General features: G+C 45.2%; 10 protein-coding genes and 1 pseudogene. 7 read left to right on the forward strand and 4 right to left on the reverse strand.

Translation table 11 applies throughout. The features are described from left to right. The first annotated feature begins 236 nt into the window (after nt 1-236). From J2T20_RS23545 to J2T20_RS23560, 4 genes are all read left to right on the forward strand, one after another. On the forward strand, nt 237-1307 hold the full coding sequence (locus J2T20_RS23545) for a sulfate ABC transporter substrate-binding protein (RefSeq protein ID WP_307592121.1): 1071 nt from the start codon (nt 237-239) through the stop codon (nt 1305-1307). Between the two features lie 149 nt (nt 1308-1456). Next, nucleotides 1457-2227 (forward strand): MBL fold metallo-hydrolase, encoded by a 771-nt coding sequence (locus J2T20_RS23550; protein ID WP_307592123.1) that lies wholly within the window; start codon nt 1457-1459, stop codon nt 2225-2227. A gap of 197 nt (nt 2228-2424) precedes the next feature. Continuing rightward, on the forward strand, nt 2425-3006 hold the full coding sequence (locus J2T20_RS23555; RefSeq protein ID WP_307592125.1) for a GNAT family N-acetyltransferase: 582 nt from the start codon (nt 2425-2427) through the stop codon (nt 3004-3006). Nucleotides 3007-3256: 250 nt separating this feature from the next. After that, entirely contained in the window at nt 3257-4018 is a 762-nt protein-coding gene (locus tag J2T20_RS23560; RefSeq protein WP_307592127.1) for a hypothetical protein, read from the forward strand. 124 nt (nt 4019-4142) lie between these two features. Here the strand turns inward: J2T20_RS23560 and J2T20_RS23565 are convergent, their stop codons facing one another. Beyond that, nucleotides 4143-7688 carry an alpha-amylase family glycosyl hydrolase gene (locus J2T20_RS23565; protein WP_307592129.1) on the reverse strand — a complete coding sequence of 1182 codons (3546 nt, stop codon included), beginning with the start codon at nt 7686-7688 and terminating at the stop codon, nt 4143-4145. A gap of 1201 nt (nt 7689-8889) precedes the next feature. Between J2T20_RS23565 and J2T20_RS23570 the strand changes: the two genes are divergently transcribed. Then, entirely contained in the window at nt 8890-9168 is a 279-nt protein-coding gene (locus J2T20_RS23570) for an isochorismatase family protein (protein WP_307592131.1), read from the forward strand. Next, nucleotides 9131-9316, forward strand: a pseudogene (locus tag J2T20_RS25870) (isochorismatase family protein); the annotation flags it as partial. The gene J2T20_RS23570 and the pseudogene J2T20_RS25870, both read left to right, overlap by 38 nt. Before the next feature lie 113 nt (nt 9317-9429). On the opposite strand, the gene J2T20_RS23575 reads toward J2T20_RS25870, so the two are convergent. Both J2T20_RS23575 and J2T20_RS23580 read right to left on the reverse strand, forming a co-directional pair. Further along, nucleotides 9430-10242, reverse strand: a complete 813-nt coding sequence (locus J2T20_RS23575; RefSeq protein ID WP_307592132.1) for a Cof-type HAD-IIB family hydrolase — start codon at nt 10240-10242, stop codon at nt 9430-9432. Nucleotides 10243-10257: 15 nt separating this feature from the next. Next, the gene (locus tag J2T20_RS23580; protein ID WP_307592133.1) at nt 10258-11199 is read right to left on the reverse strand and encodes a DMT family transporter; all 942 of its coding nucleotides are present in this window, start codon (nt 11197-11199) and stop codon (nt 10258-10260) included. 228 nt (nt 11200-11427) lie between these two features. Here J2T20_RS23580 and J2T20_RS23585 point away from each other — a divergent pair, with 228 nt between their 5' ends. Further along, complete coding sequence (locus J2T20_RS23585; RefSeq protein ID WP_307592135.1) at nt 11428-12141, forward strand: metal-dependent hydrolase; 714 nt, start codon at nt 11428-11430, stop codon at nt 12139-12141. Nucleotides 12142-12217: 76 nt separating this feature from the next. Here J2T20_RS23585 and J2T20_RS23590 read toward each other — a convergent pair whose 3' ends face one another. Then, nucleotides 12218-13219, reverse strand: coding sequence for a lipoate--protein ligase (locus tag J2T20_RS23590; protein WP_307592136.1), 1002 nt, complete (start codon nt 13217-13219; stop codon nt 12218-12220). Nucleotides 13220-13276: the final 57 nt, after the last annotated feature.

Here is a 13276-nt window from a genome sequence, read left to right on the forward strand (position 1 = left end):
ATGAGTGACGAACATCGGAAAGCCGTATGAGGGAAAACCTCACGTACGGTTTGATGAGGAGGGGCTGGCCACACACCAGTCCTTTACTCTAGTACACTATGGTCTAATTTCAACCGCAATGCGGTTCAAATTCAAGAAATTAGAGCATAACAGCGATCGGAAGCCCAAACATTCCACGCAGGCACGATCGAGACACCGGACTTTTAAACTTCATACCTCGAAGGATGTGGGCCGTAATGAGGCTTTTTAAAGGGAGCAGACAACTGCACGTATGGCTTGTCATTCTGATGCTTACCCTTTCTGCGCTGACAGTAATGGGTTGCACCAGTGATAAGGAGAGTACTACGGAGGCTTTCGCTCCGAAGCAAGGTGATCTAACGCTAGTCGTTGGGGCTTATAGTGTGGCGAAGGATGCCGTGGAGGAAATATTGCCGTTGTTTGCAGCGAAATGGAAGGCTGACACCGGACAGACCCTAGTCTTTCAGCAGTCTTATGAAGCTTCTGGAACTCAGGCTAGAGCTATTGCTGGGGGATTCGAAGCGGATGTAACGCTGCTGGCGATGGAGGGTGATATCGAAAAGCTGGTCAAAGCCGGCCTGGTTCAGCCGAATTGGAAGGAACACGGCGAGGGCGGAATGGTGACACGCTCCGTGGTCGCACTGGGTACCCGCGAAGGCAATCCAAAGGGAATTCACGATTTCGATGATCTGGCAAAGCCAGGGGTTAAGGTGCTATATCCTAATCCGAAGACCTCCGGTGGAGCGCAGTGGGATATTAATGCAATCTATGGAGCGGGCCTGAAGCAGTCTGAGGAACTAAAGGGAGCTAAAGACCCTGCGATAGCAAAAGCGTTCTTGGAGAGCGTACACGCAAATGTAGAGTCTCTGGACAAAAGCGGACGCGCATCTATGGCTGCCTTCGAGTATGGAGTAGGGGATGTCATCGTTACCTATGAGAACGAACTGCTCGCACGCATTGCCAAAGGCGTCAAATACGAGGTCATTATACCTAAGAATACCATTCTAATCGAAAATCCAGCCGCGGTTGTCGACAAATACGTCGATGCCCGCGGAACACGTGAGGCATCTGAAGCACTGGTTAATTATTTGGTGACACCCGAAGCACAAAAGGTATTTGCCAAACATGGCTTCCGTCCGGTAAATAAGCAGGTCTATGCAGAGAATGAGAGCCGTTATCCGGTTCCAGCCGGGTTATTCGACATTAATTATCTGGGCGGCTGGGATGAAGTGCGGGGCACATTATATTCCAAACGGGGGATATGGTATCAAGTGCTTGCAGGTATTTAAAGAAAAGTTACTGGAAAAGAGCAGGCACACCCCTATGATGGGTGCCTGCTCTTTGTTTGTCTTACGGCTAGCGTGCAATGCCACAGCCTCTTATTCTATAATGGGTTAAAGACTTCCGTGAGTGGAATTATAGAGGAGGAGAGAAACGTATGGATACATTGGTTTTTTTGGGAACAGGAGATGCCATGGGTGTACCCCGGGTCTATTGCAGTTGCGAAACCTGCACTGAAGCGAGAACGGGCGGAGTCAACGTCCGGCTGCGATCTTCTGTGCTTATAGATAATGGCAATGATATTCTAGTTATCGATTGCGGCCCGGATTGGCGGCGGCAAATGGAAGCACAGGGAATTCGCAATATGCGAAGGCTGTTGATTACCCATGCCCATTTTGACCATATTGGCGGCTTGCCGGAGTGGGCTGATGCTTGTCGCTGGATGGGATATAGAGGTGAAATGTACGCCCCTGCTGAAGTCATTCCGATTATCGAGCGTCAATACCCTTGGCTTCGCAGCCATATTGACATGATTCCTTGCGATGACGGCATTACGCTTGATGGCTGGAAAATAGATACTTGGAAGGTCTGTCATGGCAAAAACGGCTACTCCTACGCCTATAGGCTGGAGAAAGAAGGTTATTCTTGGGTTTATTGCCCGGACTCCATTTCACTGGGGCCAGATGAAACCAAACGGATGCATGGAGCTGATTTGCTTGTGCTGGGGACGAGCTTTTATTTTGAGGCTGCCGAGCTCTCCACACGGTCGGTCTACGATATGACTGAAGCAGCTGAGCTACTAAAGACAGTGAAGCCTCGCCGGGCAGTGTATACCCATATGTCGCATGATGTTAATCTGATAAAAGATTATAGCTTACCGGAGAACGTTACGTTGGCGCGTACGGGGATGAAGCTGATTTTGGAATAAAATATAGCTGTATAAGAGGCGTTTTCCTTATTAAGTCATGATGAAATGACAAGGGAGTGTCTCTTTTTTTACATATCGTCCCAATGAGGACGGCGAACGTTTCTTCCGGTTTACAAAAAATACCTATTCATGTTATAAAGGGAAAGCACGATGACTTACAGATATTTCAATAATATTGTGAGACGGAGGGTTATATTGTGACTAATCCTATAGATCCGATCCTTATTTCTTTTCCTGAAAGCTTTGAAACCGAACGTCTTCTTATCCGTGCCCCTCTCTGGGGAGACGGTGTAAGTCTGAATGAAGCAATAGGTGAGAGTCTCAATGAGGTGAAGCCGTGGATGCTTTTTGCCCAAACTATGCCTACCCTTGAAGAATCGGAGATATTCACGCGTGAGGCACGGTTGGCGTTTTTAAAACGTGATAAACTGCACATGCGGATTTTTAACAAAAGCACCGGTTCATTCATCGGCAATAGCGGCCTGCATCAGATCAATTGGGATACCCGCAATTTTGAAATTGGTTACTGGATTAGAAGCTCTTGCTCCGGCTATGGTTATATGACTGAAGCTGTTAACGGGATCACGGAGTTCGCAATACATACACTTGAGGCTAACCGGATCGAAATCCGCTGTAGTGCAAGGAATTTCAAAAGTGCTGCGGTAGCCGAACGCGCTGGCTTTACACTGGATGGAATTCTACGCAGCAATTGCCGGGGGATGGATGGGGAACTGCATGACAGCAAGGTGTATGCGAAGGTGCGCGGGGTTGAGTTCTAGTTATAAGAGGAATGGGGTTCTTCATGAGATTTACGAGATCTATACAAGGTATTTTTCACAAAAATTATTTAAAGGCTAGTCCCTTCATACTACTATTTTCATTACTAATGTTGACATTTTCTTCGATAAGTAGAGTGTTCTCCATCTTATCTTTTTTAATTATCATATTAAATGCTTTATACGTTCTTGGAAAAATACTGGTATATAAAATGAGCAAGAGGCGAATGGAATGAGGAGGGACAGATTTTGCATGCGTTATATTATGGCCGCTGTTGTGGCAGTGTTACTCTTATCTGGCTGTACTGAAGCGGCTAATGATAAAGGCACCCCAACCGTAGATTCTAATGCAATGAATTCACCTACCGCTAAGCAGGAGGGGAAGAACTGTAACAACAAAGCAGATATTGATTATGCTTCGGTACTTAAATTTAACGGTATCACCTATAGCCAGAATTACAGGAGTGATATCAACAATTTAGTAAAAGGAAGCAATATCGGCAAGATCCAATACCGTATGTCAGGCAATGCTTGTCTTGGCTATATCATGCAGGACGGAGATGCCACGCTTCTGAGGGAAGGTACAGAGCTCTATGAGGTAAAGGGATATGCTTCATCAGCAAGGTTGTGGGCGGGTGATTTCCTGTATGAAGCAACCGATAATCCCAAGGCCAAAACAATAAATGATTTATTAGACATTGCTGGGAAAATAAAAACGGTTCGATTTGTAAACGGAAATGACGGCATAACTCACCTGAAGGACTTTACACCGGAGGCCGCTGCAAGGTTTGCCGAAGAATACCCTAAGCTGGCTTATGTTCCTTTTAATAAGATGTACAAGGAGTCAAAAGGTTTGGCAGGTGGAGATTACTGGATTCAAATTGAGCTTATGGATGGGTCCACTATGGAAACTATTTATAGATTCAAATATGCCGCATTCACTCCTGCTGGATATGCCACACCTGAGCTGGCCTCGCTTGTTGAGGAACAACGTAAACGTGTATATGCCAAGTAAATGTGGGACCGCTTCAAACGTGTCCAAGCCTGCCAGTCACCCTTTGCTGCAACATGAGGAAGAAACCTTAGTACGGTGGAATACCGGACTAAGGTTTCTTCGTTTAACTAAGACATGCTGTCGTTTACTTCAGGTAGGTTCCTGTCTCTCCAATTCCGCCAGTGCCATTCAATACATACACCCTTGCATTTCCTTTACCAGAGCAGTTCAGTGTAATACTGCCGTTTGTAACGGTTTTAGTATCGCCTGTCACCGCATCCACGTAGGTTCCGTTCGGAATTCCAGTAAACGTAGCGTCTCCTGAAATGGTAACCAATGCAAAGCTGTCAATGCCTTTTGCGCTGTCGGTAAATCTTCTTTTAAACGCCAAATTGCCTGATACATTTTCAGTAGAATACTGCCCTTTTTGCAAGGCTGGAACAGCTCTTCTGATTAAATTGAGTTGTCTGATATGTTTCGCCAGAGGATAATTGAGAGATTCCGCAAGTGTGCCGGTGGCATTCGTGTATTTACCGTAATCCTGAACTGTAACGCTGCCTTCCATGTGATCGCCGTAGTAAGCACGACCTGTTGTGCTGAGCGGGGCGTTCGGACCCGGATCGATGACTGCTCCTTTTTGGAATTCGATTTCAGAACCATAAAAGATTGCTGGTATTCCCCGGAAGGTGAACATCAGAGCAAGATTTTCAGCCCAAGTATCCTGTGTTCCCGCAAATCTTTGATTTTCTGGAGCTTGATCGGGTGCATAGTCATGAGAGTCGACATAGGTTACATTCCAGGTCGCATCATTATAATACTGGTCGCCGCTTCTCATACTGAATGCTTCTTGCGCTGACTTGAATGCCCAATGCATCGGGAAATCAATTACATCCATACCGGATTTCATTGAATAGTCAGGAGCATGATAGGTATTGCCAATTAAAAAAGCATTGTTCGAGGTTGGCTGTCCTGCTGTAGTAGAGTTATCTGCCCACTCTTGCTCAACTGAAGCCTTATTGGAAGCGTAATCATTTGTATTATCACCAGGATAGGATTTCGAATCTTTCCAAGTAAAGAATGGCGTCGAAATCGCCGGAATCCCACTGTTCCAAACATCTCTGTAGCGGGTAGCTACTTCACCAAAGACATAGAAGTCTGAACCGCCTCTAGTTTTCCAGGCAGGCACAAAGTATTTATTGAAAATATACCGGCTCACATGTTTCACAGTATCTACACGAAAAGCATCCACACCCATGTCTATATACTGGTTATAGGAGTCAATTAAATATTGGTCGACTACAGGATTCTCCGTATTGAGGTCCACGCAGTCTCCTGCAATCTGTCCCGTCTGCACCGTATACGATTCCCACGAAAGACTTTTCTCCGTATGGTAAATGTTATTATTGGTCTCTGCGGTCTTCATTAAAGCAAGCCTTGCCTGATATTGCTGATCGGGTGTCATGGAATCATAGTTTGTCGGCAACTTATCTGTAATTTTTAACATGTTAGTGATGGTATCCGGTTTAGTTGGATCTTTCTTAAATATGGGGAACAGGTTCTCTTCACCGAAATTACCGGTATGATTGACGACGATATCCTGAATAATCTTCAGCCCTTTGGCATGAGCCGCATTGATCAAATCCTGATAAGAGGTTCCTGCCGATTCATACCTTGGATCAATTTTGGCAAAATTTATTGCGTGATAGCCATGATAATCATAACCGCTGGCATTCTGCACGACAGGTGTAATCCATATGGCACTGAATCCGAGGGCTTTGATGTAATCGAGCTTTTGAATTAGCCCCTTAAAGTCACCTCTCCAAGCCGGGTCGGAATCCGGGTTCCCCGCCTTGGCATCATCCCATGCATGTACGTTGTTACTCAGATCGCCATCATAGAACCTGGATGTGATAACGAAGTAAATGGTATCTTCTCGGAAATCGCCTGTCTTTCCAATGTTATAGACAAAGCTCTGTGTAGTTTGATTTCCTACCCCGTCGATAACAAGAAATTTCAGTGTCGTAGTCTTCGAGATAAGAATCGATGGTCCAGGTAAGCTGTTTAATGCATTGCCAGAGACATAGACCGTAGAGCTTGTGGTTGGTTCCGTTCCATCCTCCGTGTAGTATGCCGTAGTCGTTGCCGCCTTGTTGTCTTTTATATTAAAGGATACAGTAACCGCGGAATCGGAATGCCCAACAGGTAAATTTGCTGTTATTGTTGGAGCTTGCAGATCAGCATTAAGGTCAATAACATAAGCGAAAGAGGCTGCACTTCCTGCTTGCCCGATGGAGTTAACACCGAAAGCATTGATAGTCAAAGAGGTAGCAACTTGGATTGGGGAGGTATACAAGGAAGAGGATGTCGTAGGTGTCGACCCGTCTGTCGTATAGTATATTTTATCGCCGCTATTGGTACTGGAAAGCGTAACCGTTTGGGCAGAATCGTATGTTTTCGGCGTAGGTGAGACTGAAATCACCGGAATTTTTGGGATTTCCGGGTTGGCATCATACCACACGTTATCTGTGTAATACCAGCCCTCCTTTACACTGCGCGACAAGTCGGCCGTCTGTTTGCCGCTGCCGTCATTAAAGATTATGCTCGAGGCCGTGGTTTCGGCAATGGTATAGCTGTACCAGTCGTTCCCGTCCGAATTCATGAGAATTCCCGGCCACACTCCGCTTGTCGGAACGGTTGTCGGGTTTAGATTCCAGTAATGGATTCGCATCGCTGAATTCCAACTTGAGGGTTTCTTAACGTGAACCGTTAAACCGGTGGGCGTCGAAGTAGGTGTTACAGTAGCTGTTGGTGTTGCAGTAGCTGTAGGTGTTGCAGTAGCTGTAGGTGTTGCAGTAGCTGTGGGTGTTGGTGTAGCTGTAGGTGTTGGTGTTGGTGTTGGTGTTGGTGTTGGTGTTGGTGTTGGTGTTGGTGTAGCTGTGGGTGTTGAAGATGCGGTTGGCGATGGAGAAGTTCCAGCCAAGACGGTGATATAGTCGATATTAATATTTCCGCTGTCAGTTGAGTCGTATTTGTAAGCAATCGTATTATTTCCCGCCGGTAAAGAGATCGTTTCTGTTTGGTCACCCCATGTATCCCAATTCGTCAAGCTTGCCAAGGTTGTCTGTTTTACCTTTGTTCCGTTAACGTAAATGGAAACTGTCTTGGCGCTGCCGGACGCATTGGAATAGTGAAGAGTGGCATTATAGTCAGCCAGAGCGGAAGTCTGAACGGTGAAAGTTGTAATTGCGCCAGCGACTGTGTATCCATCAATAAAACCAGTTCCTGAATATCCAGTGTGATTCGTATTTATTTTTGCACCGCCTGACAAGGCAGCGTTCTCGGCTTCGTATTTCCCGGCAACAGGAATAACGACCGTCCAATTTCTCCCGCCATTACTATCCCAACTATCCGTTGGCGCCGTAATGTGATAACAGTAGATTAGTGTGGAGCCCTCTGGGACATTGATGTTCGCCGTAAAGGTGGTTCCACTCTTGGACATGGTCGTGTCCGTATTATTCGTCCAGTTATTAGTGGTCCAATGCAGTGTCACAGCGGTTGCTGTGGAATTCGTATAGGTGACCGTATAATCGGTGTTGCTGGCCGAAACCCCGCCGGATAAACCGAACAAGCTAAAGCATAATGCAAAAATAATTAACCAAGAGATAAAATTCCTAGATTTTTTTGGAGCCAAATTAACAACCTCCTAATCAAATTTTAGTAGCATTGTATTGCGCAAACGTTTGCATTTAAAGCGAAAAAAATACAAATCTTCTTTTTTCTAAGTTTGTTTTATGTATCGCCTCCTCTGAAAACCTATGGAAATAGTCATTGTATGCGTTTACAAGTTGAGAGGAAATTGCTGACTTCCTTAGCTGCAAGTCCAATGAATTTTTCCTGGTATGATTATAATCTCCAGACTTTTCCTGGTCAATGATCTTTTGGATTATAATTACTAATGTTGTTTCGCTATCATTAAAACTGACGGAAATAGATTATGTTAATGGAGTAGATAGGGATTCAATTGAAAATAAGCCTAGATAAATTGTACTAAAGATTTACTCCTTGGGAATTGGGAATGTAGTAGTAACTATGGAGTATGTTTAGACTTTGAGTTTCCAACCGTGAGAGGCCTTACGAAGATGTTTAGGAGTTCATATAGGACCAAGCGGTGAGAACCACTCACAGATTTGTTTGTTCTCTAGTAACTGATAATTACAAGTTTGTTTTAGAACCAGTTTGCTACGAGGACTCTGTACCTGTCATAAATAAAGTTTAGAGGGAAAGCTTCCCTGTAAATCATAAATAAAACCGTTTAATCAACATATAGAGGGAAAAAATCCCTATAAATTCAATAAAATTATCTATACTGTACTAAAATCTGATATTAGAGGGGGAGATTCCCTCTAAATAACACCAAAGGGTTTGAATCCTTAAATTAGTAGGGAAAATTCCTTCTAAATAAGCTGAATAAGCTGAAGAAAAAATTCAAAGAGCGAGAAGGAACGAAAGGTAATATGAAAACCATAGGAGCGGTAGCAAGCGCCTTGTATCCGAATTAACGTTACTACGTTGATGAGAAGCATCAATACGAACCTGTTGGAAGTTAATGATGGGCTTTGAATTCACCTGTAAATCAAAAGTTCAGTCTATATAGATAAAATAAAAAAACATCTGAATAGTAACGAGGAAATTCTCATAACCCTTAATGGCACAATTAATTTGGAGTACTTATTCAGAACCGGAGTGTTAGTTGCTACAAGTGAGAATCCATTTACTAAAAAAATAATTATAAATCATAAAGAGGAGTTGATTGCCTTCACCGATTTTTCAAGTCCAACTAAAGTACAGCAATTAGTAGAGATATTACAAGGTAAGGAGGTGGAAGCCTAATTATGAATTCAGCATTGATTATTTTGGATGTGCAAAAAGACTTCGTAGGTGATCAAGCGCGTATGCCTGTAGCCAAGCACCAGGTTGTACCTATGCTGAACAGCATAAATACCATGATTAGCAAAGCGGAAAAAGCTGAAATACCTGTTGTTTATATAGGTAACGAATTCGAGATGAGACAATTTGTTTCAAACTGGTTCCGGAAGAATGCGGCAATAAAAAATACTATCGGCGCTAAGCTGGATGAACGTTTGCAGGTGGTTAGTAATCATTATTTTTGATATACAGCATTTGATTATTGCTGGACTTTTTGCGGAAGGCTGTGTTGCAGCAACTGCTCTAGGTGCAGTTCGCAGCCATTTTACGACCACTATTATTCGAGATGCTGTGGCAGGGGCTACGGATAAGAAAAGGGATGTATCACTAGAGAAACTTTCTTCAAAAGGAATCTTAAGTCCTAAGCTCGTCAGCGTTATTCCAATCCTAATTCGCATAAAAAAACCAGCCCGACACTTCCTCAGTGTTTGGACTGGTTTATTTTTTTACGCTTGCTGCTCAGCATTCTGCAAAATAAACTTCTCGATAACATGCTTCACGCCATCTTCATTGTTGCTGAAGGTGATGAAATTGGAAATTTTCTTCAGTGCAGGAATTGCATTCTCCATCGCTACACCAAGGCCAGCGGCTTCCAGCATTTCGTGATCGTTCCAAGAATCGCCAACAGCGATGGTCTCGGACAGGTCGCAGCCGAAATGCTTGGCTAGAAATTCTAATGCCAGACCTTTGGTACCCTCGTGATGCATAATTTCCAGGAAGTAAGGTTTGGATTTCGTAATGTGCACAGAGTCTCCCAGGAGTTCGCGGAGGATAGGCGTTAATTCATCCAAGAAATCAGGGTCATCGATGATTAGCATTTTAGGTGTTTTTTGAGGTACGAGCTTTTCCCAGTCCGGCTCAACATAATATTGGGTTTTGTTCAAAGCGGTGTAGTCGATCAGCTTTTGGTTCTCTTCGCGGGCATAAAGCTTGTCATCGATGTAGGTTTGCAGGTGCAAATCATGCTCTACACAGTAAGTGAAAAGCTTGCGTACAGCGTCCTGAGGTACATAACGCTCATACAGGACTTCTTCATCCAGCAGGTTCTTGATTAGCGCACCTTGGTAAGTGATGATAGGTACATTTAGTCCAGTCTGGCGGGCGATGGCTTGTGCGGATGCATAAGCACGGCCTGTAGCGAGTGTTACAACAACACCTGCGGCAACAGCTTGCTCAAGAGCGATTTGTGTGGCCGGGGTTACTTCCTTGTCATCATTAATCAATGTGTCGTCAATGTCGATTGCAATCAATTTGTACATGTGTGGTTTCTCTCCTTATTTCTTTCTAAATAGGCGATAGTTCATAAAATAATTACTCTTAAAACGGCTCAGATCAGGGGTGAGCTCTGCTAGAAGCATACCGGCAAGTATGCAAAGGCAGCCCAGCAGCGCGGATACGCCAAGGGTCTCCCCGCCAAAGGCTAACCCTGTCAGTGCAGCGAATACCGGCTCCATGGCATAAATAATAGCTACACGTGAAGGTGTAGTGTACTTCTGGCAGGCGGTTTGAATCCAGAAGGCAAAAGCACTGGTTGGACCAATAGATATCAATAGCGCCAACAGTACATCAGGCTTCCCGATAAGCAGACCTGCATGAATCAGGGTTCCCGGCCCATCGAAGATTAGAGAGCCTATGATGCTGAACATACCAACAACGGCCAACTGCAAGGTTGCCAGCGGAAGGGCCGGATATCTCGGGGCATACACTCCGGTATAGGCGATCTGCAGCGCAAAAGCAACAGCACAGAGCAGAATGAACCCATCGCCTTTATTCAGGGACATCGCAGCACCTGTGAAGGTGAGCAGGTATAATCCTATAGCTGCCAGTCCCGCGCTAACCCAGGTATACCGCGAAATAGAGTGTTTCAATAATGCCAGAGACAGGAATGGAACCAGTACCACCGATAGTCCGGTAATAAATCCGGTATTGGAGGTGGTAGTGTACAGCAAGCCAACGGTCTGGAAGCCATAACCCATGAACAGAAACAGTCCCAGCAGCAGAGAGTGTCGTACCATCCCCCAGCTTAACTTCTTCCATTCACTTCGATAAAAGATAAAAGTAATCAATGTCAGCAGTAAGGTAGCACCCGTAAAACGAATACTGTTAAAGGCGAGCGGAGGCAGGACTCTAATGGCACTCTGCACAATCAGAAACGTACATCCCCACATCATCGCTACCAGCAGCAGGCTGAAATCGGCCATACGGGAGCGATTCACAAGAAGTTCATCCTTTCTCTGGCGTATCCCATCCTTCAAGGAGGGGAAGGTCAAGTTGTCCAAATTGTATCTTAAAAATTGAAGGAGGACAAGCCAAAGCTTTAGAGAAAGCCATGAATTCAAAGGGATTCCACTGTAAGGCTGGACAAAAAATGAAGGCCTTGGTATACTTCGATAACCGCACACTTGTTCCTGTTTTTTTACATCTAAGAAAGGGGCGGTTTCCTTATGATGGGCAAATCCCATTTAATTATCAGCACCGGGGTTACCCTGTCGGCTATGAGTTTACTAGGCCATGAGATCACGATCCCTGTCATTGCCGTAGCAACGCTGAGCTCCCTGCTGCCTGACATCGATGAGCCCAATTCCCTGTTGGTACGTAAGGCCATACCGGAATTTTTGCTGAGAGGGCTGCAGATTGCTTTGTTAGGGGGAGCCATTTACCTTTATTTTGCCGGTATTGCTGCTCCACCGTGGAATATCGTACTCGCCCTCCTTGTGGGCAGTGTTTCCTTTCTGCCCGGCAGAAGGCTGAGGCATCTTGTCATGCTGTTAATAGCCTTAGGCTTGTTCGCGTTCGGAGAGTCTTATGATCCGTGGCACTATATCGCAGCTTGTGGGCTTGCTCTCTCTGCACTGGTTCCGCACCGAGGGCTGACTCACACGCTGTACGCTGTTGCCGGTTGGGGAGCGCTCTTGTATTTCGCCTCAATGGGCAGGGTGGATGGAGGCAGCTTATGGATAGCAGGCGGAATGTCCTATGCTCTTCATCTGCTTGCGGATTCTCTGACCCAGCACGGCATTACGCCGCTGCCACCACTCCCCTTCAAGCTTCGCCTGAAGCTTATGAGTACCGGCACTAAGAAAGGCAGTGCTGTGGAGAGATTGTGCATTCTGCTCACATTGGCGCTGGTCATCTATGTATTTATTCTTTCTCGTTAACTGAACTAACCCTGAGTTACATAAAAGAGGACACCGGCGTGGTGCGCAGGAGTCCTCTTTTCGTTCAGCTAACGAACTATTCTTCTAAAAATACCAAGCCCATAAAATCCTCAGGCTCAATGCGGCCAAAGTAATGCTTCAAATCCAGACCGGACAACGCCTCTCTAACCTCTAGCTGCTCATAACGTTTGCCGCGCAGTGCATTTTCCACATCGGCAACATCACCTACACCGAAGAAGTCACCATAGATTTTGATATCCTGAATTCTGGCATCCTCAATATCCATCCGAATATCAATTAACCCAGCCGGGAATTTACGCATATGCTTCACGTTGCTCTTCGGCGATTGACCGTAGTTCCAGTCCCAGTTCCTATAATGCTCTTCGGAGATCTCGTGGATTTTCACCCAGTCTTTTTCTTCTAGCTTATACTGAGGCACCTCGGAAGGTCCCATGCCAAAGATTGAACGCAGCAGACCTTCGCGGAATTCTTCAATTGTCATATCGGTTCCGAGCAGTTCCTTGATGTTGGCTACGCGGCTGCGCACGGATTTGGTGCTTTTGGATTTGAATTTCTCCGGATTTACATTCAGCGAGGCTTGTACATCATCCAGGTTCAGATTGAACATGAGTGTTCCGTGACTGAACATCCGTCCGCGCGTGGAGAATTGGGCGTTCCCGGAAATCTTTTGCTCACCGACCTGTAGATCATTCCGTCCGCTAAGCTCAGCATTTACTCCCATGCTCTGCAAGTAGTCGATTACCGGTTGCGTAAATTTCAGAAAGTTATGGAACGATTGTCCGTCGTCTTTAGTGATGAAGCTGAAGTTAAGATTGCCAAGATCATGATAGACCGCACCGCCGCCGGATAAGCGCCGTACGACCTGAATGTTATTATCTTTTACATATTCCTGATTGATCTCTTCGATTGTATTTTGATGTTTGCCAATGATGATAGACGGACTGTTGATATAGAAGAGCAGGTAGCTTTCGTCCATAGGCAAATGCTTAAGCGCGTATTCTTCAATTGCCAGATTGATAGATGCGTCTGTAATCCCTGTATTATCAATGAAAATCATAGTGAGTTCCTCCGTTGCAGCATGTTTGAATACAGCATTTATTGTAAACTAAAAGAG

The organism is Paenibacillus wynnii, from assembly GCF_030812855.1.
GTDB lineage: Bacteria > Bacillota > Bacilli > Paenibacillales > Paenibacillaceae > Paenibacillus_AQ > Paenibacillus_AQ wynnii_A.

Coding starts and splice junctions, on each gene's coding strand:
- J2T20_RS23550 (WP_307592123.1), top strand. CDS start 1,457: ATGGATACATTGGTTTTTTTGGGAACAGGAGATGCCATGGGTGTACCC.
- J2T20_RS23560 (WP_307592127.1), top strand. CDS start 3,257: ATGCGTTATATTATGGCCGCTGTTGTGGCAGTGTTACTCTTATCTGGC.
- J2T20_RS23585 (WP_307592135.1), top strand. CDS start 11,428: ATGATGGGCAAATCCCATTTAATTATCAGCACCGGGGTTACCCTGTCG.
- J2T20_RS23575 (WP_307592132.1), bottom strand. CDS start 10,242: ATGTACAAATTGATTGCAATCGACATTGACGACACATTGATTAATGAT.
- J2T20_RS23545 (WP_307592121.1), top strand. CDS start 237: ATGAGGCTTTTTAAAGGGAGCAGACAACTGCACGTATGGCTTGTCATT.
- J2T20_RS23590 (WP_307592136.1), bottom strand. CDS start 13,219: ATGATTTTCATTGATAATACAGGGATTACAGACGCATCTATCAATCTG.
- J2T20_RS23570 (WP_307592131.1), top strand. CDS start 8,890: ATGAATTCAGCATTGATTATTTTGGATGTGCAAAAAGACTTCGTAGGT.